Annotated in this window: 17 protein-coding genes; 12 read left to right on the forward strand and 5 right to left on the reverse strand. The window is 45.3% G+C overall.

Translation table 11 applies throughout. From position 1 onward, the window contains the following. Positions 1-324 precede the first annotated feature (324 nt). Entirely contained in the window at positions 325-795 is a 471-nt protein-coding gene (locus tag AC1DOV_RS09985) for a MarR family winged helix-turn-helix transcriptional regulator (RefSeq protein WP_477549813.1), read from the reverse strand. A gap of 165 nt (positions 796-960) precedes the next feature. Between AC1DOV_RS09985 and AC1DOV_RS09990 the strand changes: the two genes are divergently transcribed. Together AC1DOV_RS09990 and AC1DOV_RS09995 are read left to right on the forward strand one after the other, a co-directional pair. Further along, positions 961-1,839, forward strand: coding sequence for an SDR family NAD(P)-dependent oxidoreductase (locus AC1DOV_RS09990; protein WP_477549814.1), 879 nt, complete (start codon positions 961-963; stop codon positions 1,837-1,839). Positions 1,840-2,188: 349 nt separating this feature from the next. Continuing rightward, positions 2,189-2,557, forward strand: a complete 369-nt coding sequence (locus AC1DOV_RS09995) for a DoxX family protein (protein ID WP_441880843.1) — start codon at positions 2,189-2,191, stop codon at positions 2,555-2,557. 71 nt (positions 2,558-2,628) lie between these two features. On the opposite strand, the gene AC1DOV_RS10000 is transcribed toward AC1DOV_RS09995, so the two are convergent. The 3 genes from AC1DOV_RS10000 to AC1DOV_RS10010 are packed head-to-tail and all read right to left on the reverse strand — an operon-like array spanning position 2,629 to position 4,494. Further along, complete coding sequence (locus AC1DOV_RS10000) at positions 2,629-2,994, reverse strand: GntR family transcriptional regulator (protein WP_339203969.1); 366 nt, start codon at positions 2,992-2,994, stop codon at positions 2,629-2,631. Then, on the reverse strand, positions 2,994-3,647 hold the full coding sequence (locus AC1DOV_RS10005; protein WP_076270473.1) for an ABC-2 transporter permease: 654 nt from the start codon (positions 3,645-3,647) through the stop codon (positions 2,994-2,996). Before AC1DOV_RS10005 ends, AC1DOV_RS10000 begins: the two co-directional genes overlap by 1 nt. Beyond that, the gene (locus AC1DOV_RS10010) at positions 3,640-4,494 is read right to left on the reverse strand and encodes an ABC transporter ATP-binding protein (RefSeq protein ID WP_477512839.1); all 855 of its coding nucleotides are present in this window, start codon (positions 4,492-4,494) and stop codon (positions 3,640-3,642) included. The genes AC1DOV_RS10005 and AC1DOV_RS10010 overlap by 8 nt, the downstream gene beginning before the upstream one ends. Positions 4,495-5,343: 849 nt before the next feature. On the opposite strand from AC1DOV_RS10010, the gene AC1DOV_RS10015 reads away from it, so the two are divergent. From AC1DOV_RS10015 to AC1DOV_RS10055, 9 genes are all read left to right on the forward strand, one after another. Next, positions 5,344-6,885, forward strand: a complete 1,542-nt coding sequence (locus AC1DOV_RS10015) for a BclA C-terminal domain-containing protein (protein ID WP_477549815.1) — start codon at positions 5,344-5,346, stop codon at positions 6,883-6,885. Positions 6,886-7,367: 482 nt separating this feature from the next. Beyond that, positions 7,368-9,167, forward strand: a complete 1,800-nt coding sequence (locus AC1DOV_RS10020) for a cache domain-containing sensor histidine kinase (protein ID WP_477549816.1) — start codon at positions 7,368-7,370, stop codon at positions 9,165-9,167. Next, on the forward strand, positions 9,139-10,575 hold the full coding sequence (locus tag AC1DOV_RS10025; RefSeq protein WP_477549817.1) for a response regulator: 1,437 nt from the start codon (positions 9,139-9,141) through the stop codon (positions 10,573-10,575). The genes AC1DOV_RS10020 and AC1DOV_RS10025 overlap by 29 nt, the downstream gene beginning before the upstream one ends. 102 nt (positions 10,576-10,677) lie before the next feature. Beyond that, positions 10,678-12,030: an ABC transporter substrate-binding protein gene (locus AC1DOV_RS10030; RefSeq protein ID WP_477549818.1), complete on the forward strand. Its 1,353-nt coding sequence runs from the start codon at positions 10,678-10,680 to the stop codon at positions 12,028-12,030. A 115-nt stretch (positions 12,031-12,145) separates the two neighbouring features. Further along, positions 12,146-13,015, forward strand: coding sequence for a carbohydrate ABC transporter permease (locus tag AC1DOV_RS10035; RefSeq protein ID WP_477550042.1), 870 nt, complete (start codon positions 12,146-12,148; stop codon positions 13,013-13,015). A gap of 18 nt (positions 13,016-13,033) precedes the next feature. Further along, positions 13,034-13,882 (forward strand): carbohydrate ABC transporter permease, encoded by an 849-nt coding sequence (locus AC1DOV_RS10040; protein WP_477549819.1) that lies wholly within the window; start codon positions 13,034-13,036, stop codon positions 13,880-13,882. A 42-nt stretch (positions 13,883-13,924) separates the two neighbouring features. After that, entirely contained in the window at positions 13,925-14,098 is a 174-nt protein-coding gene (locus tag AC1DOV_RS10045; protein ID WP_477549820.1) for a hypothetical protein, read from the forward strand. Further along, entirely contained in the window at positions 14,095-19,752 is a 5,658-nt protein-coding gene (locus AC1DOV_RS10050; protein ID WP_477549821.1) for a hypothetical protein, read from the forward strand. Before AC1DOV_RS10045 ends, AC1DOV_RS10050 begins: the two co-directional genes overlap by 4 nt. A gap of 129 nt (positions 19,753-19,881) precedes the next feature. Further along, on the forward strand, positions 19,882-20,961 hold the full coding sequence (locus AC1DOV_RS10055; RefSeq protein ID WP_477512107.1) for an S-layer homology domain-containing protein: 1,080 nt from the start codon (positions 19,882-19,884) through the stop codon (positions 20,959-20,961). Positions 20,962-21,176: 215 nt separating this feature from the next. Here AC1DOV_RS10055 and AC1DOV_RS10060 read toward each other — a convergent pair whose 3' ends face one another. Continuing rightward, on the reverse strand, positions 21,177-21,983 hold the full coding sequence (locus AC1DOV_RS10060; protein ID WP_477549822.1) for a helix-turn-helix domain-containing protein: 807 nt from the start codon (positions 21,981-21,983) through the stop codon (positions 21,177-21,179). Positions 21,984-22,106: 123 nt separating this feature from the next. Between AC1DOV_RS10060 and AC1DOV_RS10065 the strand changes: the two genes are divergently transcribed. Further along, on the forward strand, positions 22,107-24,350 hold the full coding sequence (locus AC1DOV_RS10065) for an FAD-dependent oxidoreductase (RefSeq protein WP_477549823.1): 2,244 nt from the start codon (positions 22,107-22,109) through the stop codon (positions 24,348-24,350). Positions 24,351-24,570 lie beyond the last annotated feature (220 nt).

Genomic DNA, 24,570 nt, shown 5'->3' on the forward strand with positions numbered 1-24,570 from the left:
ATACGATATAATTTCGCAACCGTATTAAGGCTTTCCACTCCATTTAAATAACGCGTGACTGCTTGTATTTTTGTATCTGGACTGAATTTTTTCATAGAAAAACTGCACCTCCAATGTTAGATGGTGTCTAACAATGGGGGTGCAGTTCAATCCGAAGTGGTTTATTTATTGTTTGGTGGAGCCTTGCAAGGGGCGATCCCAGAAGTCCGGTTTGTACGGACGTAAGGAAGTGAAGGGCTTCGAAGGAAATATATCCAATGATCGAGCAAGCCCAATTAGGCGATTTTTTAGGATCATGTCGTACATTTTTTAGCCTTGGGCAATTCAAAGGATATCATTATTTTGCTCAAATCCATTAATGGACTTAAGCATTTCGATAAATGTATCAAGTTGTTGATTATCCCATTGGGATATGCGTTCATAAAATACGTTTTCCTTATCCCGCAGAGCATCAAATGTTTTTTTGCGTCCAAGTTCTGTGAGAGTAAGAAGTATCGCTCGGCGATCATCCGGAGAGCCTTCCCTTTTTACATAACCCAAAATCTCTAGTTGTTTGACGAGACGGCTGACCGAGCTTCGGTCCATAGCAGTTGAATCTGCCAAAATAGAGGCGCTTGTTGGACCATGGGAGTACAGCCATCTCACAATATGGAAAGCCGCAGGTTGTATTGAGGAATCGAAATAAGCAGAAGTTCTGACATTCAGCGCATGTGAGGCGCTAATGAGGGCGTTAATTTGTTCGCCGAGCTTCAGTTCTAATTGTCCTCTCAGCGTGTCTTTACGTTCTTCATTCATTATTGGTACCACCTAACCTGGATTTTTCAAAGAAAGCACACTCTTTATTTAATTGACATATATCAATCACTTATATATAGTTGATATATATCAATTATATATTTTCAGCAATAAGATGTCAAAATGACCGTGAAAAACATGCAGTTCATATAAAGGAGAATGAAGATGATAGCAAATCCGATAATTGTAATTACTGGCGCTACAAGTGGCTTGGGGCAGCTTGTTGCAATCGAAATGGCTAAGCGAGGCGCTCATCTTGTTCTAACGGCGAGGAGTAAGAGTCGTGCAGAAGCAACTGAAAAAATGATCAAGGAGCGGACACCAACAGCTGAAATTAACTTTTTCTATGGTGATTTGTCATCAATGAAGGATGTCAATCGTTTGGGTCAAGAAATATCAGACGCAGTTCCCAAGATTGACATGTTATTAAATAACGCTGGCCTTCATGCATTTGAACAGAGGATTACGTCAGACGGATTAGCAGAAATGATGGCTGTGAACTATTTTGCGCCATGGTTATTGACCCATCTCTTGCATCATTCCTTGAAAAAAGCAGGAAGTGCAACTGTTGTTAATGTTGCTTCTGAGGCTTCTCGCCGTCATGGAGAGCTTAAGATACCAGCGGATTTACTCGATACAGCTCCTTTTACTTCTAGAGGCTCATCCGCGGTATACGGGAAAACCAAACTTTTAAATATTATGTTTACTGCTGAACTTGCACGTCAATGGGATGGAACAGGAATCAGCATTCATGCACTGAATCCGGGATTTAATGTTACGGGTCTGGGAAGAGAACTATGGTTTGCCCCGATGCTGGAGCGTTTACTCCATTTCTTTCGTATTGGAGATCCGCGAAGAGGAGCCGATATCATTATTCTTCTAATGACTGATCCTAACTATCAGGGAAAATCGGGCGGATATTATAATGTAGGAGCCGGTGATCCCATAGTACCCGTGCATCCTGGGGGATTGAAGGAGATGCAAAGTAAATTATGGAATGCTACATGTGATATTCTAGGGCAGAAAGGCTTCTTTGGAAGTTGATCGAAGCAGTGAAACTAACCATAGGAGGAGATCGTTTAGCTGGTAGGTATCAGGGATCCTCTAAGCTCCACCATACTAAACAAATTAACCACGTCCATCGGACGTGGTTTTCTGTTCATTAGGTGGATAGCTTATGAGGAGATGCACCATTAAAATATTGCCAAAATAAAAGCGTCATGTTTTATGATGAGCTGGCATGCGGAGTATTAAGAATCCAAACCGTTAAATGGATAAAATTTTCATAAATTACATCGTAATAAATGCTTTACAAGACATATGTGGGTGTACTATTATGAAATAGGACACCAAATGGTGTCTTATTAAAAAATAGAAAGGATGAGTATTTTAAATGCATATACTAGCCATTGTTCTTCAAAGTTGGCTGCTTTTTTCTATGGCTTTTTTTGGAGGAAGCAAGATTGTTGGAGCAAAACATCAGGTTGAACTGTTTGATTCGATTAAACTTCCTCAATGGTTTCGCGTCATTACGGGCTACGTTCAAATTGTTGCCTGCATAGGACTCATTGTCGGCTATTGGTATGCGGGGATTGCGGCATGGACCGCATTATTGGTGGGCGTCATGATGCTATTGGCGTGCCTCACGCATTTCAGAGTCAAACATCAAATCGGAAAAATATTCCCTGCCATATTGAATCTTTTAATAGCTGCTGCAGTAGTGCTATTATATGCAGATGAACTGTCCAATCTATTTGGGTAAGGATAGTGGAATTCACCAATAAAACAAATTAACCACGCCCATAGGACGTGGTTGATTTGTTTTAAACCTATTCAATAAATTTCCTTCAAAAGCTCGAAAACTTCCTCTAAAGTAAGGCCGAAGGTTTTGTAATAGGAAGTGTCTAGAACCATTTGCTTCATAATCATTTCGTTGCGTTTTTTCAGCATCTCATCAGGGGAGAGCTCGGCTACAAAACAGCCTTTGCCGGTTACGGTATAAATCAAGCCAAGCCGTTCAAGCTCTTCCCACGCTTTTTTTACGGTAATGATACTAACACGAAGCTCTGTGGCGGCTTGTCGTATGGGAGGTAAGCTGTAACCATTTTCTAGTTCACCTTTTAGAATTTGTGCGCTAATTTGTTCAAAAAGCTGCTGATAGATCGGTTTATCAGATGAGTTCGAAATAGCTATGTTCATTAAATTTCCACTTTCTGAAAACGTTTGATTGCAATATGATAAGCGATTATCGTAAATATCGCAAATATGACGATGCCCGAGAACAAGATGGATAGATGAATTCCCAAATGATCAGTACCATTTCCTTTGAAAAGATCATACACAAATGAATTCTGTATTCCGAGCCATTCTGCGCCTCCTGCAAACAGTATCGCAGCTGTAATGGACACAATCGTTGCTGCGCCGTATTTATAGGCTGTTTTATAATACATCGATATAAGGATAATGTTGAAGATTGCAATCATAACGAAGCATAGTCCCCAAAAACCAAAGGATGGTTTGAAGAAAAAATAGGTCAGATTTGGATATAAGCGAATAGTAATCAAACCATAAATCATGGCAACAATGATGTGCATTAATTCCAGGATAACAATAACGTATACCTTTGCTTTTACAATGTCTTTTTTGGTTACAGGCAGCATGTTTGTAAATATCAAATCATTCTGAGATTTATACCCTGCAAACATATTCGGTATCGTGAGGAAACAGAAGTAGAGGATGACAAGGAAATATAACCATGAGGGAATTAGCATTAAAGCACCCGTCAAAAAAGGCATGATATAAAAGAATGGGCTTACGCCTAGCTTTAATTCTTTCATTAGTAAATTATACATGCACAATCTCCTTTTTCGCGAAATAGATCATAATCTCCTCAAGACTAGGCAAAGTTGATTTAATATTCCAAGAGGGATCAAAGTCTTTAGTATGGATCAAGGCTGTAAAGCCGAATGAATTCTTTTTGTAGGCAATTAACTGGTCTTTTATCAAATCCAATTGCTCTTCTTTCCCGTTCACCAAGCGGTAGGTATCAATAAATTCTTCTTTCTCAGAGCTGTTGATAATATGTCCGTTATCGATAAAAGTAATATAATCGGCACATTTTTCCAAATCAGTTGTGATATGAGTGGAAAACAGGATGCTGATTTCACCATCTTCCACTAGTTCCTGAAAAATATCCAATAAATTGTCCCTTGCCACCGGATCAAGTCCGCTTGTTGGTTCATCAAGAATAAGCAGCTTTGCACCGTGTGATAAAGCGATGGCTAAGCTGTATTTCACTTTCATCCCGGTTGATAATTCAGCTATTTTTTTGTTTTCATTCAAATTGAATCTCTTGAGATAATTGTAATAGGCTTCATCATTCCAATTATGATAGAACTTTTTGATTACATTAGTTAATGTTTTGACTTTGTTTCGAGTATAGAAATTGATGTCACCAAAGGCAGAGCCAATTTCTTGTTTTAATTCGAGCTCGTGTTTGGTCATCTCCTTGCCCAAAATACTAATCTCGCCGCTATCCTTATGAATCAAATTCAAAATGGCTTTTATTGTCGTTGTTTTTCCTGCGCCGTTGGCTCCGATAAATCCCATAATATAACCCTTTTCCAGTTGAAAAGATACGTCTTTTAAATGAAAATGCTCATATTTTTTATTTAAATTTTTTATTTCTAAAGCAAGCATATAATCAACTCCTTTGCGGATTGTGTATGTTGTGCATGCACAATATATCATTGAAACCATTCGCATGTCAATAACAAGAAATTTATGGATGAGTCTGTTTGTTTCTTGTTTATCGTAGTTTGGTATACTTTTGTCGATTAAAGGCTAATCGAGTCGAATTGGCGAGAGGATTGACTTATTTCAGAAGGAGGGTTAGAAGAAGGCAATAAGCAATTGATGACCAAACTGTTTTGAAGGAGTGTCTAAGCGTGGTGGCGTTTTTTTGTATAGAATGCCAGGGGGACGATCTCCGGGATGCAGTCCGAGGGGGGAGTCAAAAGATCTCCAAGGAACAAACCATCATGTAATAAAATTCATTTTAGAACATTGGCCCATGCCCTATACGAATGTCCTTCATACGATATACAGTGCCTTATGTTAAATGACAGAGTAAGCAATTGCTCAATGAGAGATGTGATTATTTAAATTAAAAACGGAGCTTACCGGGTGAGTTGTTTTTAAAGTGTGCGGAGTGTAACAGCACATGGCTCAAGCAATCCGAAGCTGCTTAAAATAACACCAGCCCAATTTACTTGTTTATTTGGCGTGGCTTAGTAAGTGAAGATTCAAAACATCGATAAGCTAACCAAACTTTTGATTCTCAAATGGGCTAGACAAGCCAGCGGCGCTGACTCGTCCTTATTAATAAATAGTGTAGATGTGAAACCAGTTCTGGAGGGAAAACGGTCGTAGTCAGGGATGGGATCAAGGATTAGTCTAATATGATATTGCCTTGGTTATCGCTGTTTAGGAAGGCTTTGTATAATGGCGTCCTGACATTATTTTGATTCATATGGTGCAGCTAAGGAGATGAGATTACTGAAGAAGATAACAGTAAAAAAACGTTTTGCTCGTTACAATCACAGGCATTTTCAATTTAGAAAAAAACGATGCCAAAAGTGTAATAAAAGGCATTGTAAGTGCGGTATTAGACAGGAAGTTATAGTAAATGTCAAAGCAAAGCGAAGAGCAGCGAGTGTTAAAGGAGCAACAGGAGCAACAGGAGAAACGGGAGCAACGGGGGTAGCGGGAACAACAGGAGCAACAGGAGCAATTGGGGTTACAGGAGCGACAGGAGCAACAGGAGCAACAGGAGCAACAGGAGCGACAGGAGTAATTGGGGTTACAGGAGCAACAGGAGCGTCAGGAATGATAGGTCCAATTGGAACAACAGGAGCCACAGGTGATCCAGGTGTGACAGGGGCAACTGGGGTTACAGGAGTAACTGGCCCAACAGGAAATCCAGGTGGGGCGACAGGTGAAACAGGATCAACAGGGTCAACAGGAGCAACGGGAGTCATAGGAGCGACAGGTGAAACAGGAGCAACAGGAGTCATAGGAGCGACAGGAGTAACGGGAGCAACAGGTGAAACAGGACCAACAGGAGTCATAGGAGCGACAGGAGTAACGGGAGCAACAGGAGCAACGGGAGCGACAGGTGAAACAGGAGTCACAGGAGCAACAGGAGCGACAGGTGAAACAGGAGCAACGGGTGCAACGGGTGCAACAGGAGCAACGGGAGAAACCGGTGAGACAGGAGCAACGGGAGCAACAGGAGCAACGGGAGCAACGGGAGTAACGGGAGTAACGGGAGTAACAGAAGCAACGGGAGTAACGGGTGCAACAGGAGCAACGGGAGTAACAGGTCCAACTGGGGTTACAGGAGCAACAGGTCCAACAGGAAATCCAGGTGGAGCGATAGGTGAAACAGGATCAACAGGAGCAACGGGAGCGACAGGTGAGACAGGGGCAACAGGATTATCAGGATCGACGGGTACAACAGGAGCAACAGGAGCAACAGGAGCGACAGGAGTAACGGGAGCGACAGGAGAAACGGGAACAACAGGAGCGACAGGAGCAACGGGAGCGACAGGTGAGACAGGAGTAGCAGGTGTAATAGGAGCAACGGGAGCAACAGGAGCGACAGGTGCGACAGGTGAAGGGTTGTCAGCTTATGGTTATGTATTCAATACAGGTAGCCAGTCAGTGGCCGTAGAAACGGATATTATTTTCGATAGCAATGGTAATCTAAATAACATCACCCATACACCGAATACATCACAAATTATGATAAATAACGCTGGAGACTATGCCGTTTATTATATTGTAACTGCAGTAGAAAGTAATCAATTTACCTTGTATCAGAATGGTGCCCCTGTTGGCGGAAGTGTATATGGTTCGGGTGCTGGTACTCAATCTAATCCAGGCATGATTATTATTACTGCTGCCGCTAGTGATGTACTAACTTTAAGAAATCATTCCAGCGCCTCTAGCGTTACTTTACAAACCAATGCTGGGGGATCTCAAATCAATTCAAATGCATCCATTCTTATTATGAAAATAAGTTCTTAGGATTTCTTTCAAAATTGTGAAAGGATAAGTTCAATGTAATTTACCGAACTATCCAGATGAAAATGTAAGTAATTTAATGTGATTAGGCTAGTGCTGATTCTCCCCTAGACTGCACCAATAAAAAAATCACGTCCATTGGGCGTGATTTTTTTTATATGTTGGAATGCCCAATGAGTGAACCACAGCGTCAATTCGTGTTGACGGATTGAACTGAGAAAGCTGTATCGAATGAGGGAGCACACTGTCTGAATCCAACGCTAAACGTCTTCATTGAGTTACCTTCATCAGCAATTAAATCAAGTCTAGGAGAACCCAAGCTGGATAAGCCTGTTAGACGAGATGAATCTCTTTAGTGCTCAATTTCTAAGAATTGTTATATAAAAATACAAGTTTTTAATCTGCTGGTTCAGTTTTTGGGTGTGATAAAATGAAAGGTGCGCTTGATAGGCTCAAAAACGATATGAGGAGTGAATGATACACAAATGATGCAATATAGGAGAAAATGGCTCCCAAATACGTTGAAATATAGACTGTTTATCGCGTATATCACATTACTGATGCTTCCTTTGTGCATCGCAATTTATTATCTTTTCCAGCATTTCGAAACGATTCGGCAGAATGATATGATCGACCGCATGTCTGAGCGTATGCAGCAGGTTTATATATCCTTGACGGATATGATGGCATTTTCATATAAAGCAAATACCATGCTGAGCCAGGATGAAAGCCTGATCCAGATTATGCACGCTCCTGATAAATATGATCCTTTTGTACGAAAGAAAATAATAGAAAGCAAAATGTTCGGAATCAACAACAGCTTTTTTTTCCATCAGACGGAGCTGTATTTTCGTTTTATCGACCGTAATGGCAATGTATACACCTCCTATGCTCCCAATGACCAGTTGACAAACGAACGGAAAGAATTACAGGAGTGGCAAAATAAGCTGCAAATCGGCTTGCGTCCTTACCGATGGGTGGCGAACGACTGGAATGATGTAAGAGGAAGTCAAGGAAGTAAGCTGCTAAGTCTGTATACGATGCTGGACGACGAGCTGCGGGGAAATTATGGATTAGCACGTATCAGCATCAACATTCAGGAATGGTTCAACAATACGCTAAAAGATAATCCGGTCAATCAGGATCTAACCATTTTTACCGGGCAAGAAGAAATTATTTTACAAAATAAGGAATCCGCTTTCAGTGTGGACAGCATGAAAAGGATCATTTCTTCACATGCAAAAAATGGACATTACAAAGATGAACGCGCTTTGTCACTTGTCAATTACAGTTATGTGGAGGAGCTGGATTGGTATGTCGTTAGTCAAATGCCCTTAAGTGAACTTCAGCGTGAAGTGAAGCAATTAAGATTGATGATCTATATGTTTCTCATTATTCTGGTAATCGTTTTCATCACGGTAACCTTCTTTTTGGCATCCCGAATAACGAAGCCGTTGTATGTTTTGAAACGAAGCATGGAAGAGGCGTCGGACAAGAAGCTGAATGTTAAAATATCGATCAACCAAGGTGCAACAGATGAAATTCGTTCGCTAAGCGATAGCTTTAACCGAATGATTGATGATGTTGTTCTGCTAATTGCTAAGCTGAAACAGGAGGAGCGGCAAAAGCAGGTAGTCCGTTTTCAAATGCTGCTCTACCAAATGAACCCGCATTTTCTCTTGAATACGTTGAACACTGTCAAATGGATTGCAAGAAAAGAGAAACAGGACGCCATTGCGGGTATTTGTACTTCATTAGGCTTAATATTGGAGGCTAGTCTTAATTCCGATATTGAGCTGATTCCTCTTAAAGAAGAGATTACTTTGCTGCGATCCTATGAATCCATACAGGCGTTTCGATTTAGAGAACAATTTACAATCGAATATGAAACAGAGGAATCGGTGCAGTATGCGCTTGTTCCCAAATTTAGTTTGCAGCCTCTGACAGAAAACTCTATCGCCCACGGCTTTAACATGTCTGAAGGTCGTGGCACCATATGGGTCAGGGCGCGAGCGGAGGGGAGCGAGCTTGTTCTGGAAGTGGAAGATAACGGAATTGGGATGGAAGAGGCAGCCCGCAATAAGGGGAGACGCAGCGGACACGGGATTGGACTAAACAATTTAAGAGAAAGGCTGGAGCTGCTCTTTAAGCGTGAGGGTGTGATTGAACTTATATCGGGCGCGGAGGGAACCCTCGTTCGAATACGTATGCCATTATTAATTGCAGCGCCTTATTCACAGAAAGGAGATGACGGACATGTGGACGATTTTATTGGTGGAAGATGAAGTGTTTGTTCGTGAAGCCATCAGAGAAATTTTAGACTGGGAAAGCCATGGTTTTTGTGTTGTCGGCGAAGCGGGCAACGGCAATGAGGCGCTTTCGGCTATTGTGGATTTGAAGCCGGATGTCGTCATCGCCGATATAGTTATGCCTGGTATGGACGGAATTGAATTGCTGAAGGAAACACGGAAAGCTGGTATACGCAGCCGCTTTATTATGCTGACGGCTATGAACCAGTTCGATTATGCACGGGATGCGCTTCAATACGGAGCTTCCAACTATTTGCTGAAACTATCCTTAAATGATGATGTTTTGCTGGAAAGTTTGGCACGAATCAAGGAGGAATTGCTTGCAGAGCTTAAAGGGGCTGGAGAGGCGCTTTTTCCTTATTATCACCGCAAGTGGGCGGTTATTTTGAGAACAGGAGTATCGGTTCAGGCAGATGCAGCGGAGCTTGTCTTGGCGGTGGAGAAATTCAGCAGTCTGAGATTAGAGATTGTAGTCACTCTAAACGGTGCCGCACCTGCTCGCATGGATCAAGTTGGGATCCGGCCGGAAAAATATCTGCTTGTCCAAATCTTCCATGATGCGGGTCAGACCACTTTCTTTTGCTGGAGCTTTCAGATGAAGTCAGAATCGGTCAGCCAGATCCGGTCCAAGCGGATGATTGAAACAACGCCTATAAGCAACTTGTCCCGTTTGTCCGATGATTGGCTCCATGCGCTGAATCAATTAAACGGCGATTGGTACGGTCGTGATAATGATCCGATAGGGGAGAAACACGTGAAGGTGCCAATGGAGGAGCTGGAGGCTGAGTTGATTCGCTGCTTTGAAGAGAGGAATGAACCAAAATGCACGGAGGCCACAACGCTGATCTGGTCGTGCATGAAAGACTCGTCATTTTCTCATGTGGAAGTGAAAAAACGAGCAGCCCACCTCCTTCATGTTGTGACGATGCTGGCAGGACGAAAATCGGAGGATAGGACAGACATCTACTCTGCCGTAAGCCATGAATCGCTGCTTGCGCTTATGCTGCAAGCAATACGGGAGCTTATTCGGCAGAAGCAGGAGGAGCATATAAGCTATACAGACCATCCAGAGGTGAACCGGGTGATTCAATATATGCTGGAGCATTACAGGGAGAACATTAAAGTTACGGATTTGGCTAGTCTGGTAGCAATCAATGTAGACTATTTGAGCACCGTATTCGGCAAAAAAACGGGATTGACGCCAATCGCCTATTTGCGAAACATTCGTATTGAACAATCCAAACGTCTGCTGCTGCATTCCAAGCTCAGTGTAGAAGAGATTGCGAGCCAGACGGGCTTCACTGACGATGCGTACTTCATCAAAGTGTTCAAGCGCTTGGTTGGACAAACCCCCAGCTCCTTTAGGAAAGAGAACAATATATAAGTTTTATACAGCCAATCCGCAAGTTTCGTCTCTTATAGACCCAAGAGCGAGTTGGTATAGTTGGGATGTATTAAACATCCGATTAGGGAGGTTACAAGAAAGATGAGAAACAGAAAGAGGTTGGTTGCAGGCTTGACTTCGATTGTGGCGGTGTCTCTGATGCTTGCTGGCTGTGGCGGAAACGGTAACAGCAATGGGGGAGTAGAGGGACCAACGACATCCGCAAGCGCCGAGCCCACTGCAACTGCAAGCGCAGATCCGGTCAAACTGACGATGTGGGGAGCTGTGCCGGCCGAGAACGGACCCCAAGAGGTTGTCGACAACTGGAACAAAGAAAATTCGGATATTCAGGTGGAGTATGTACGGTTCGTCAATGATGAAGCCGGCAATCTGAAGCTGGATACGGCACTCATGTCCGGCCAGCCCGTAGACATGTATGTAAACTATGATTACAGCCTTTACGAGAAGCGTATAAAAGCAGGAAACGCGCTTGATATAAGCAGTTTCACTGACTATGATGTGAACGAAAAAATGGGTGAAGGTGCTGCCTTTTGGAAGGTGGACGATAAGTATTATGGCGTTCCTACCCAGAAAGGCTTATCCTTTGTCTGGTTGAACAAGGACATGCTCGATGCCAAGGGACTGCCTGTTCCTACGGAATGGGGACTGGAAGAGTTCAGGGATTATGCTGCCAAGCTGAAGGATGATAAGGTTTGGGGATTGGCGCAAAGCGATTATTACTTTAATGTGCCTATCAACGGTTCCATGCTGAAGCAAAGCTTGCAGCTGACGAATCCGGACGGTACTTCAGCTTTCGACAATCCGTTGACGGTCAAAGCGCTTCAGGTTTATTCGGACATGATGTTCACGGATAAAAGCTTGATGCCTCATACGGAGCAAATTACTTCGAAGCCCGCTTTGGACCAGATGTTTGTGAAGGGAGAAAGCGCAATGCTATTTTCCACGAACCAGATTTTCCGTACGACTAACAATGTGGCAGAGTTCCCACGGTCGTTCAAGGTGGCGGCGGCGCCGGCTCCCAAGGTTAACATGGATCAAGCCGATTACATTAACGCTGGCGGCTTAGGAGACGTGGTTGCTATCAATCCCCGCACCAAGCATCCGGAAGCCGCCTGGAAATTTATCAAGTGGTATGCGGACGGTGGCATGCTGCCGATGGCGGCAGGCGGAAGAGTACCTTCATCCAAGGACTTTCCAGTCGATGAGGCTGTTGCCCTTATGTTCAAAGGTGTGGAGGACACCTATGACCTTGATTCGATTAAGCGGGTCATGTTCGGAAGCCTTCCACTCGGTCTGAGCCGTCTGGACCGCAAGACAGGCAGCGAGCAGCAGGCAATTTATGACAACGTGTTTTCCCAAAAGCTGACTCCTGAGGAAGGCGCGAAGGAATTAGCGCGGGTGCATAACGGGAATTTGCAAGCATCATCTAAATAAAGTCGTCAGGCTAAGGGGGAGCGAACCTATAACGCCGCATCCCCTTAGCCGCAAGTTGCTGGATACTGCAAGCTACATTATAAATAGAGAAAGGCGGTGACCGATCGTGAGTTGGATGAAGCGACAGAGGCTGATTGGTTATGTATTCATTGCTCCCAATCTAATCGGAATGATGGTGTTTATGCTCGTTCCAGCTCTGTTCTCCTTTTATTTAATGTTTACGGATTGGGTATTCGCTAGCGGGCAACCCCCGCGTTTTATCGGATTGGATAATTTTAGAATGATGGTGAGAGATGATTTATTTGCTGTATCAGTCAGAAATACCTTGCTGTTGTTGGTCCCTGTACCGATTTCGATTATGCTCGGATTTCTAATTGCTGTCATACTCAACAACCGGACATATTTCCAGAAAACGCTGCGTGCGTTCTTTTTCGCTCCGTACTTTACCAGCGGCATCGCTATTGCCTTTGTATGGATGGTGCTATTTCAGCCTTCCAACGGTCCAATAAACGCATTCCTGCGATCAGTTGGTATTTCCGAGCCTCCCCTATGGTTTGCTTCCCCGGATACAGCGATGTATGCGGTGCTGATCATGGTGACTGCAGGCGGAATCGGATACAATATGATTATTTATTTGGCCGCGCTGCAGGAATTGTCCTCAGAGCAGCTGGAAGCGGCAAGGATGGACGGAGCGACGTTTGGGCAGCTGCTGCGTCTGATTATATTTCCTTTGGTTAGTCCTACCACCTTTTTTCTGATGATTACCGGCTTCATCGGCTCCATCAAGGGCTTTGGCATGATTTATGCCATCACACAGGGAGGCCCTGCCAATAGTACGACGGTTTTCTCTATTTTCGCCTATAAGAAAGCGTTCAGCTTTTATGAAATGGGGTACGCGTCAGCCGTCTCGTGGACCATGTTCCTGATCATCCTTTGCATCTCGCTTATTCAGTGGGCGGGCCAGAAAAAGTGGGTTCATTACTAACGGAGGGGAAGACGCACAATGGAAATAATAAATAACAGAATAATCAGAAAACGAATAATCAAGAGCTTTAATACGATCTTCATGGCACTAGCGAGTCTACTGCTGTTGTCGCCAATGATCTGGATGATCAGCACCTCGTTCAAGATGCCGAAGGACGTTTTCACTTTTCCAATTCAGTGGATTCCACTTGATCCTGTATGGACCAACCACTTTAAAGTCTGGATGACTGGCGACGGGTTTGCTCTATTTTATTTAAACTCTTTGAAAATATCGATCATTTTAATGATTGGAGCTCCATTGCTCGCCGCATTTGCCGCATATGGCTTCAGCCGCATTCCCTTCAAGGGAAGGGATGCCATCTTTATGCTTTATCTATGTTTGATGATGATTCCGCAGCAAGTATTGTTTGTCCCAAAATTTATCATGTTTGATTGGATGAATATTTATAACACCCATTGGGCGCTCATTCTTCCGGGCTTGTTTACTGTATTCGGCGTCTTCATGATCAGGCAATTTTTTATGAGCATTCCCCATGAAATATCTGAAGCGGCTTTCATTGATGGAGCCGGCCATTTCCGGATTTTCTTTCAATTGTTTCTACCGCTTTCCAAACCGGTTCTGGCAACCTTCGCTATCATTGATTTTACATGGACGTGGAACGATTATGAAAACGCTTTGATTTTTTTGCTGGACAAAAGATTGTTTACGGTGCCGCTTGGTATGCAGAATTTCATGCTGGAAGCGGGAGTGGACTATAACATGATGATGGCTGCCGCGACAGCAGGTGTCGTACCGCTGCTTATCGTCTTCTTTATTGGCCAGAAGTATATTATTCAAGGGTTCTCCAGTTCTGCGGTCAAAGGATAAACGATTATTATAGCAAGCAAAAAGTTATGTGTGAGACGAGCAATGATGATTGTAGTCAGTGTTCTGATGGTGATTTGCTCCGGCAATACAAATGTTCATGCCGGAGCAACAGGTGATGAGATTAGTTCAAAACATAAAAATGAAAGCGCTTTACCAAGAGCTGCGACTGATCTGTTTGATGGAACGCAATCATTCATTCTAGGAGGTGCGAAATGAATATTAGCAGAAAGGCAATTCGTATATGGTTCGTCATGTTATCCGTATTATTGGTATCCGGAGGACTTATTCCGCCAGGTGGGATATCGGCGTCCGCAAATACGCCGGATGTGATATATGCGGAACTAGGAAACGATCCTATTTTTAATGGATTGACGGTGCTGCCTGGGGATAATTCTACGTCCCCGCAAGCGGCGGTGAAAGGCGGTAAGCAAAGTTGGGGGACGAACAAAAGCGGAGGAGTTCAGTTTATGTATTTGAATGCGGCTTCTGGCTTTTTTGTCGAAGGGCAGAGCCGGGTTGAGGTTTCGGTTGATTATTACGATGGAGGGACCGGCAAATTTAATCTGATGTATTTAAAGCAAGGCGGGTGGCAGGAAGAGAAATATGTTCAGCTTACCGGAAGCAACACTTGGAAGACGCATCGATTTTACGTTTCCGATGGCATTCTGATTACGAAAATGCGTCTGGGCCTGTACGGACCCAAGATGGGGAGCAGCCAAGAGGATGTCTTCTTTAAATCGGTGACTGTATCCAAACTGCCGGATTACAGCACGGCAAGTTCGGTGCAGGCGGTGTTGAAAAGCAACCGGACCTATGAGGGTATTAAAGTGCGGCTGGGCGGTAATGAAAAGTACGCTGAGCCGATAGTCTCCTATGGTTCGAGGGAGGGGTGGTCTACGCAAATCAGCAATAATTACGCCTATATGTACTTTGATCTCGACAGTTCATATGGAAGTGGGAAAAATCAAAAAGTCGCAGTCGACTATTTCGATCGCGGCACAGGCAAATTTAATTTGCGTTTCTCCGCGGCAAATAGCAGTACTGATTCGGATATGGTGCAACTGACAGGGACAAATGAGTGGAAAACACATGTTTTTCAGCCAGTGGACACCGACTATACGACAATTCGATTGGCAGGGATCGGGGAAGATGTCGTCATCGGCTCCATTAAGGTTTCGAAAGCTGACGATCCGGAGCAAGGTCATGAGGTTGTTACGGCGACATTAGGTGCGAATCCCGTATTCAGCGGCTTGCATATGTTTCCAGGAGATCCGCAATTGCGCGACCAGAGCGGCAAGGCCGAAGTCATAGGAGGCAAGGACAGCTGGCGCACGGATAAAAGCAATTCCCGCAGCTTTCTTTATATGGAAGTGACCGATGAGGAATTCGTCTCTAGAGGAGATCATCGCGTCGAAGTGACGGTTGAATATTTTGACGGACCTGTTGGGAAGTTCGCCTTGTCCTACCTGAATGATACCGGCTGGCGTGATATGAAGCATATCCGACTGACGGGTACGAACAGTTGGAAAAAGGAGCGGTTTATCGTGCTTCAGGCGGACTTGAAGCGAGTCATGCGTCTGGGCGTTTGGTCGGGCGAAATGGGCACCAGTGAGACGGACGTTTATTTCAGAGAGGTTTCAATCCGGCCTTTGGATAACTACAGCGACGCGCAGTCAGTGAAAGCTCAGTTAAATAGCGACTGGAAGTACGAGGGAATTAATGTGTTCCCGGGAGACAATGCCAAAAATAAGGCGCCGATCGTTGTAAGATCAGAGCAGGAAGGCTGGACGACGGACACGGCTAATGGCGCGAAGTACTTATATTTTAATGTAGACGATACGTATGTTTACGATGTGGATTTGCCGATCGAAGTTGAGGTGACTTACCTCGATGTTGGCAAAGGCACGATTGTGACTGAGTATGATGCCATAAAGGGCGGATTTACAAAAGCAAACCCGATTCAATTGACGGATTCAGGGACATGGAAGACGAGTATCGTCACTCTGCCTCACGCCAAGTTTTCCAATCGTGCCAACGGCACGGATTATCGTATTTATTATACCAAAGCATCCGTAGATACGGCTCAGGATGTCGTGATCTCGGCGGTCACCGTGAACAAATTTGTTCCAGAGACGCGGGATATGAAGATTATTCCAACGACGACGGGAAATGTATTTCTTGTGGGAGAACCAATTAGCATTGATTTGAAAACGGTTGCTAAACGGGTCGATTGGAAACTGGAAAATTATTGGGGTGCTCCTTTCGGCAACGGATCGGCTTCCGTCGGCAATGACGGGAACCTGACCCTCCCGCTGCCGTCGCTGGATAAAGGTTACTATAAACTGCAATTAACGGCCAAAGACGGAGAACAAATCGTTAAGAACACGACGACTTCGGTTACAGTGCTCGCTCCCAACGCGGATCTCGCCGACCAACCTTCGCCATTCGGCGTTGCGACCCATTTCGGCCAGAATTGGGACCCTATTCTGATTCCGCTCGTTTCCAGACTGGGTGTCAGCATGGTACGCGACGAGATTGGTTGGGGTGGGATTGAGAAGGAAAAGGGTGTTTATCAATTCCCGGAGAAGTACGAAACGTATATGGCAGCCTTAAAGCAGCACCGAATCTCGCCGTTTATCGTGCTGACCTACAACAATAACCTATATCCCGGCGGTTTTCATATTAAAGACCCTGCAGGGGTAGCAGGCTTTGCGAATTACGCGCGTGCCGTTTTGAATCATTACGGTGATCAGATCAAGAAGGTTGAAGTATGGAACGAATATAACGCCTTTGGCGGCGGAGCATCTGCGTCGTATTATTTTCCGCTGTTGAAAGAGACGTACAATGCTATAAAGGAGCTTCGCGAGGATGTGCGCGTGATCGGACCTGCCGGAGTGACCATTCCTTACGACTGGATTGAAGAATTGTTTGCGCTGGGTGGTCTGAACTATCTGGACGGCGTCTCCGTTCACCCGTACCGTTTTCCGGAAATCCCAGAGGGCGGCGATCTAGCTTTAGACAAGCTGAACAAGCTGATTGCAAAATATAATACTTCTGGCAAGGAAATACCGCTTTGGCTGACAGAGATGGGCTGGCATACGAAGTTGGGCGGAGATGGCATCTCGGTGGATAAACAAGCGGAATACCTTGCCCGTTATAATGTCCTAGCGATCTCCGAAGGCGCGGAAAATATCACCTGGTACGATTTGAAAAATGACGGTACAGACGCAGAGAACCGGGAGCATAACTTCGGTATTATCGTAAACGAGGAAGATGGACGGGGCGCCTATACGGCCAAGCCGGCTTTTGCAACTTACGCGGTTCAGACGAGGCAGCTGACCGGTGGGGAATATGTTGAGCAGGAGCAGGTGTACGGCAACGTAAGGAGCTATCTGTTCCGCAAGAATGGCGAAGATCTGCGCGTTCTATGGTCTCTTACCCCGCAAAAGGTTGTCTTGACGACGGATAGTCCTGTTATCGTAACCGATTTCACTGGAGAAGAGCAGACGCTTATGCCTTTGAATGGCAAAGTCTATTTAAAGCTTGGCAATCAGGTGTTCTATGTAAAAGGCAACATTTCCGGCATTCATGCTGGCGGCTTATTCTCTGCGGATGACGTTGTTGCGGCCGTGAACGATCATGTTCGCATACGTGTAAAGCTCGATAATACGGGCAGCACTACAGCGATGGTAGCTGAGGTTGAAGTGGCCGGCGTCACGCAGACTGTATCCGTCCCGGCGAACGGGCAGCTTGACGTACCAATCACTCTACCTGCGGTTCCAGAGATTGGGAGCCGGACTTATATTGCCAATGTGAAAGTAGACGGCAAGCCCAGCGCTCACTTGCTTGTGAACGCCCGAATCGAGGAGCCGTTCGGCATGGCGGTCGAGCCGCATATCGTATCTATGGACGATCGGACGGGCCAGTTGAAAATCTCTTATACGAACAATTCAGCCGTGTCCGCTTATACGCTAACGAGCTTAGATTGGCAGTTGGGCGAGCTTTCCGGTTCGCAAACGTATAACGAAGTAATTCCACCTGCTTCCACGTGGCGGGGCAGCGTAGATATTCCGATTCCTGCATACGGCAAACCTTATGCTTACCAAGTGAAGTTGAATTTTAAAGAAACGGCGCCCATAACGTTGGATGGCTCTACCGAGTTCAATCCGATCATCAAGAAAACGGCTTCCGGCGAACGCTTGCAGGAAGTCCAGGTTCCCGGATACGCTCTGAATTTAATTGAGACGGGCAACAATCGGGTGAGAGGCTGGAAGGGGCCGGATGATTTAAGCGGCGATTTCTGGTTGAACTGGGATGAGGAGCATTTCTATTTGACCGCCAAGATTAAGGATGACATCCATTATCAGGATCAATGCGGGTCCTCATCCTGGACCGGCGACGGGATCCAGTTTGCTCTCTTCTCAGGCGTTGCGGGTAAGGAGATACCCGATAAGTACGAGTACGGATTTGCACTTTGTCCGAACGGGCAGAGTGTCGTCCACCGCTGGAGCACTCCGCAGGGCGTCGAAGTGGGAGATGTGACGAATGTGGAAGCGAAAGTGATCCGTGATGAAGAAACGAAATATACGTATTACTATATTGCCCTTCCGTGGAGCGAGCTTGCTCCGGTCCATCCAGATAAGGGAATGATGAGCTTCAGCTTGTTGTTCAACGAGAACGACGGAGCAGGACGGAGAGAGTTCTTCGAATGGGGCGGCGGAATAGGCTCTTCGAAAGATTATAGGGAGCTGCGTCCGATGCAGTTTATGGGGGCAACCGTGCAAGAAGCCGACAAAACCGAGCTGACGGGCGCGATTACCGGGGCGAGACAGCTTCATGACGCGGCCGTGGTCGGCGATCAAGCCGGTCAGTACCCGGCTGTGGCGAAGGACGAGTTTCTAGCGGCTATCGAGGCGGCGGAAGCGGTTGAGGCCGACACGATAGCCTCACAGGCATCGGTAGATGCCGCGGTGGTACAGTTGAATGCGGCAATCGCTAAATTCAAGGCCGCCGAGATCAAAGAGGATCCGAGCGATCAAGCTGTATTGGCAGGTCCGGAACAAGTTCAAATTGGAGAAAGTTTTGAGTTAACCTATGGTCTATCTGAAGGGACAAAGTTATATCAAGCTCAGGAGGTAACGTTACAATTCGATCCTGCCCAAGTACAATTTGAAGGCTTCGTTGAACCGAGCGAGAAAGAAGGATTCATCATTGTTGAATATAAGCTTGGCGAGGGAGAACTAACATTTATCGCCGTTAATGTATCGAAGAATCCTGAATCATCCAACAAAAAACTTGTGAAGCTTCGCTTTAAAGCGATCGCGCCAACGGCAGAAAATGCTGCTACATCGATTAAAGTAACGGAATTACAGCTTGCCAATGCGCCGGATGAGGAAATCTACGGTTTCGGCACAGAATATAAAGTAACGATTCAAGACGTGAAGGAAGTTGATAAGTCAGATCTGAACAAATTAATTGCAGAAGTGGAACAAGTCTTAGAGAATGCTCAAGTGGGAAGCTTGCCAGGCCAATACCCAGCGGAAGCAAAAGCGGCACTGCAACAAGCATTACAACAAGCACAAGCCACCGTGGATAATGTGAAATTAACACAAGCTGAGTTGGAAGCTGCAATTACAACATTGAAGCAAGCACTGAATGCCTTCAGCAAAGCGGTTCATGTTGCAAAACCAGGCGATGTGAACGAAGACGGCAAGTTCACTATTGGAGACTTAGTGAAGCTCGTTGAGGCATATGGAATAACGGAACAAGATTCTGAATGGAATCAAGTGAAACAACTGGACTTCAATAAAGATGGTGAAATTGGTTTAGAAGATATTGTTCTCATTGCTAGATTAATTCTGAATAAATAATGTTACATCTGGGCGACTGCGACTGTACATTTAGTTAAACCAAGAGAAGACATACCATGTTCGGATAACGAAAGGGGGATTTCGGATTCCCCCTTTCGTTAAGTTATGGCAAAGAAGGGACAGCATAGGATGAAATATTCGCGTTTTGCAATGAGAGTTATTTTACTCATTAGTTTCATCGCAGCCTCAATCCTGCAACCATCAAACAATGTACAAGCAGCAGCAAGCGATACCACATTTGAATTTACTAGTCAGTCCGATGAGGTGAAGCCCGGAGATACAATCGAGCTATCTGTTTCTGCAAAAGATGCGAAACTTGTCTATGGTTACGAACTAACTATCCTATATCCTGCAGAGCATTTGCGCTTTAAAAAGATAGTCAGTGCGTTCAGTTCGGCATCTTTTCACAAACTTTTTGACAAGGAACCGGGGAAATTATTGATATTTGGTACGAAAACAGGGAACCAGCAAGGAGATAGCGGGAATCTCGATCTAGCAAAAATTCAATTTGATGTAATCAGCAAAAAAAAGGCAGGAACAGCGATCACAGCTGAGCTATCAAAAGTGAAATTGATGACGAGAGATCTGGATGCTAGTACTATCGATGTGAGCAAAAAAATTGATTTTACATTTAAACCGCAGATTCAAATTCAATTAAAGGATATTGCCGGTCATTGGGCGGAGAAAAATATTATACGCGCGTTGGAACTAGGATTTGTGGTTGGTTACCCGGATCATACCTTTCGACCAGACCGATCAGTCACACGGGAAGAGTTTGCCGCAATGCTAGCTAAAGCGATGGAGCTATACCCCAAAGAAAACAAAGCTATATTCAAAGATCAGCATGTTATTCAAGCTTGGGCTAATACGAGTGTGTTGGCGTTGGTAGAAAAGGGGATTATCACCGGATTTCCTGACAAAACCTTCCGGCCAGCTAGAAATATTACACGCAGCGAATTAGCGGTAATCATGGCTAGAACATTAAAACTGGATACAAATGATGTTCCCCGCACTGCGTTTAACGATTCGAAAGAAATGATGGGCTGGGCCGAACCGTCTATTGCAGCTGCTGTCAATGCAGGATTGCTGCAAGGCAGAGGTAATAATTGGTTTAAAGGAAACGAATTCACTACCCGCGCAGAGGCAGTAAAGGCGATCCTCTCTATTTTGGATACTATCTCGGAAACTGATTTAGAAGAAAGCGAATGAACTCGGTTGCGAGCTTACGACTTTTGAGTAATCCCCTTTTTTGTGGTATACAGGCTAGACCCGAATCTCGCGGAAGCTTCCAGCAATCTTATTATTATAATCATAGCCCAGTCCATTCGGACTGGGCTTCTGTTCTGGAACCATTTTCTGCATGCTATCTACTAGATAGGCACTTTTTGGAGAACATGTCAGTCAGATTGAGCCTTTTCATATCGTTATACTTTGTTATTTTTCCGATAGTCAGAAGGACTGACTCCGACACGTGACGAGAAGATACGGCTGAGATAATATCCGTTGTCATAACCACACTGTACAGCAATTTCCTGCAAAGTATAATCGCTTTCCATCAAAAGAGATTTTATTCGATTGATTCGTAAGGATGTGATGTACTCGCTAGGATTGACAGAGAAAGTTTGTTTAAACTTTCTCGTCAACTGCACAGCGCTTAAACCAAATTCAGCGGCCACTCTATTGATGTTGAAAGGTGTATAGGCGAGCGTTTGCAAACGCTCGAGTATGGCTTCAAGCATAGGATCTACCGCGCTTGGCATGGATTCCTGAAATGGATTGAATTGATCGCTGGCAAGCAGGAGGATATCGTGAATAATCGTATTCTTCCAAAGCTGCGCTTGTTGATTCGAATGCCCCGATAGCTTACGAAGCATTCGAAGATTAGATTTTAGGCGATCCGGGTCCCCGATAATTACTTGGCCATGTGGATAGCTTTCTGTCGTTGTGTGAATGTTGGTGTTCGTTTCGGCTAAATGAAACAAAATAAAATGAAAAGTTAACTTCTCAAGCGTTTCTCTATGGAATGCAATATGAGGAGGGCATATGACGATACTGCCGAAGCTGGATTCCCCCTCTTGGCTTTCAAGCTGGAATGAAAATCGGCCACTTTCAGGTATGAACATAACCCAGTTGGCGTAAGTGTCCACGGAAAGCTGGAATCGATCGATACTTTGCCAATAGTTATAGGATATTACAGTCGGTGTGTGCGACCATAGCGCGGGATGATCCATTCTTATAAACTCCTTGAAATAAAGTATATCCTTGAAGTAATTATAGTGCATTTTCTTATACTTTGAATAGCAATATATTTGAAATTGAAGATACACACAACTTATATTCAGGGGGAGATTGCCATGAGAAATGAGTTAGTGAAAACGGATATTACCGTAGTTGGAGCCGGATTGGCGGGCATCTGCGCGGCCATCGCCGCGGCAAGATTGGGCTTGAAAGTTGCGCTTGTTCATAACCGTTCAGTGCTGGGGGGCAATTCCAGCTCGGAGGTGAGAGTGTGGGTATGCGGTGCAACCGGTCATGGAGTAAATCGTTATGCCCGTGAGACGGGGATCATGGGAGAGTTGTTCATCCAGAACCAGTACCGCAATCCCGAGGGGAATCCTTATTTGTGGGATTTGACATTGCTGGAAGCCGTTCGCGCGGAACCGAACATCAGCTTGTACTTGAACACAGACGTCCGGGAAGTCGAAGCGGATGGTGAGCTTGAAGAGCGAGTAATCCGTGCTGTTACCGGATGGATGATGGGCTCGGAGCGGCTTATTCGCTTCGAGAGCGAAGTGTTCCTCGATTGCACGGGAGATGGGTTGGTCGGTTTCCTAGCGGGAGCCGCCTATCGTCTAGGGCGTGAAGCGCAGCACGAATACGAGGAAGATTGGGCGCCAGAGGTTGCAGACGACATTACGTTAGGCTGCACCCTGCTGTTCTACACGAAGGATACCGGCAAGCCGGTTCGTTTTGTCGCTCCGTCATTCGCTAAGGACATTTTGACGACATCCATTCCGATCAAACGAGTCATACGCAGCGGCGATTCGGGCTGCCACTATTGGTGGATTGAATGGGGTGGAGAGCTGGATAGCGTTCATGAGAACGAGCGAATCCGCGATGAACTGTGGTCGGTCATTTATGGGATATGGGACTATATCAAAAATTCAGGTCAATTTGATGCGGAGACGATGACACTCGAATGGGTTGGCTCGATCCCAGGCAAGCGTGAGTACCGCCGCTTTATCGGCGACACGGTGTTGAATCAAAACGATATTATGGCACAGCGTCCGTTCGACGACAGCGTCGCCTTCGGTGGATGGTCGATCGACTTGCATCCCCCTCAAGGCATGTATGCGTCTGAGAGTGGATCTAAGCATCTGTATGCGGATGGAATCTACCATATTCCGTTCAGCTCTTTGTATTCAAGAAACGTGAGCAATCTGTTATTTGCCGGACGGAACATCAGCGCGACGCACGTTGCTTTTGGCACGACGAGGGTAATGGCAACTTGCGCGGTAATAGGAGAAGCTGCGGGGGCAGGAGCCGCGTTGTCCGTTATGAAAGGCGTTACCCCGCGCGAGCTGCGTGAGTACCATATTGCCGAACTTCAGCAGATCTTGCTTAAGAGTGACGCTTCGATTATCGGATTACGGAACATGGATGCATTGGACTTGGCTAGGAGAGGAACCATGAGCGCTTCGAGTACTTTAACGCGAATTTGCTTGGATCAGCCATCGGAGGCGTACCCCCTTGCAAAGGACGTCGGTTTGCTATTTCCAATTGAAGGTGAGATGGGACAGTTCGAGCTGCTGCTGTCGGCAAGCGGGGAAAGTGAGCTTACCGTTGAGCTGTGGGATACCGGACGTGCGGAAAACTACGTTCCGGCAACGTTGCGTCATAGTGTGAAGGTGAAAGTAAGCACGGGTGAGCGGCAATGGGTCGAGATTCCGCTCGTGCAGGGTAGCGATGAAGCGGCGGAAAATGCATTTATCATCGTCCGCGCAAACGACCGAATCAGCTTGTTCAAGTCGGCTGTTCCGCTAACCGGCGTACTATCTTTCGAGAGCATGCATACTGAACACTCTAGTCGCGATGATGACGAGCGGTATACGCCTGTCACCGAATGGAGCATGAAGCGGTTGGTTCGCGAGCCATTTTGTTTCTCGGCGGCAACGGGAGCCTATGCGGCGAGCAAGGCAAACGATGGTTACGCAAGACCGTTCGGCGGACCGCATATTTGGGTATCGGAACCGCTGAAAGCCGGTGTTGACGAATGGATTGAGGTTGATTTAATCGAAGCGACAAATGTGTCCGAAATCCATGTGACCTTCAACGATGATGTAAACGAGGATTTAATTAACCTTCATCATCACGAAACGCCTTTTTTAGTTATTCCGGAGCTCGTCAAAGACTACCGAATTGAAGCTTGGATAAACAACGGGTGGACTGTTTTGCATAGAGAAACAAATAATCGAATAAGAAAAAGAGTTCATTCCATAAATGAAGTACAAACCAATAAGTTAAGATTGGTTGTCGAAAGTACGAATGGCAGCCCGCGAGCGGAAATTGTGGAGATTAGAGTATACAGTTGTAAATGATAAGGTTTTTAATCTGGAAAAAATGAGGATGCCTTTGCCAATCTCATGGCATGAGGACATCCTCTTTCTCATTGTATTGTAAAAATGGGGGACAAGTCCCCACCTAAATAATGATTCAAGTAAATGATCAAATTTAAGAACTATTTTGAATACCGATTCGAACAAAAGTACTGCATTCATCGAACAAAATTCCCCCATCGTGATAAACAAAGCCTCTAAC

It is taken from the genome of Paenibacillus sp. 01T47, from assembly GCF_056398245.1.

What these genes read in the sequence shown, in the direction of transcription:
- AC1DOV_RS09985 (WP_477549813.1), bottom strand. Translation starts at nt 795, where the DNA reads ATGAATGAAGAACGTAAAGACACGCTGAGAGGACAATTAGAACTGAAG.
- AC1DOV_RS09990 (WP_477549814.1), top strand. Translation starts at nt 961, where the DNA reads ATGATAGCAAATCCGATAATTGTAATTACTGGCGCTACAAGTGGCTTG.
- AC1DOV_RS09995 (WP_441880843.1), top strand. Translation starts at nt 2,189, where the DNA reads ATGCATATACTAGCCATTGTTCTTCAAAGTTGGCTGCTTTTTTCTATG.
- AC1DOV_RS10000 (WP_339203969.1), bottom strand. Translation starts at nt 2,994, where the DNA reads ATGAACATAGCTATTTCGAACTCATCTGATAAACCGATCTATCAGCAG.
- AC1DOV_RS10005 (WP_076270473.1), bottom strand. Translation starts at nt 3,647, where the DNA reads ATGTATAATTTACTAATGAAAGAATTAAAGCTAGGCGTAAGCCCATTC.
- AC1DOV_RS10010 (WP_477512839.1), bottom strand. Translation starts at nt 4,494, where the DNA reads ATGCTTGCTTTAGAAATAAAAAATTTAAATAAAAAATATGAGCATTTT.
- AC1DOV_RS10015 (WP_477549815.1), top strand. Translation starts at nt 5,344, where the DNA reads ATGAGATTACTGAAGAAGATAACAGTAAAAAAACGTTTTGCTCGTTAC.
- AC1DOV_RS10020 (WP_477549816.1), top strand. Translation starts at nt 7,368, where the DNA reads ATGATGCAATATAGGAGAAAATGGCTCCCAAATACGTTGAAATATAGA.
- AC1DOV_RS10025 (WP_477549817.1), top strand. Translation starts at nt 9,139, where the DNA reads ATGTGGACGATTTTATTGGTGGAAGATGAAGTGTTTGTTCGTGAAGCC.
- AC1DOV_RS10030 (WP_477549818.1), top strand. Translation starts at nt 10,678, where the DNA reads ATGAGAAACAGAAAGAGGTTGGTTGCAGGCTTGACTTCGATTGTGGCG.
- AC1DOV_RS10035 (WP_477550042.1), top strand. Translation starts at nt 12,146, where the DNA reads ATGAAGCGACAGAGGCTGATTGGTTATGTATTCATTGCTCCCAATCTA.
- AC1DOV_RS10040 (WP_477549819.1), top strand. Translation starts at nt 13,034, where the DNA reads ATGGAAATAATAAATAACAGAATAATCAGAAAACGAATAATCAAGAGC.
- AC1DOV_RS10045 (WP_477549820.1), top strand. Translation starts at nt 13,925, where the DNA reads ATGATGATTGTAGTCAGTGTTCTGATGGTGATTTGCTCCGGCAATACA.
- AC1DOV_RS10050 (WP_477549821.1), top strand. Translation starts at nt 14,095, where the DNA reads ATGAATATTAGCAGAAAGGCAATTCGTATATGGTTCGTCATGTTATCC.
- AC1DOV_RS10055 (WP_477512107.1), top strand. Translation starts at nt 19,882, where the DNA reads ATGAAATATTCGCGTTTTGCAATGAGAGTTATTTTACTCATTAGTTTC.
- AC1DOV_RS10060 (WP_477549822.1), bottom strand. Translation starts at nt 21,983, where the DNA reads ATGGATCATCCCGCGCTATGGTCGCACACACCGACTGTAATATCCTAT.
- AC1DOV_RS10065 (WP_477549823.1), top strand. Translation starts at nt 22,107, where the DNA reads ATGAGAAATGAGTTAGTGAAAACGGATATTACCGTAGTTGGAGCCGGA.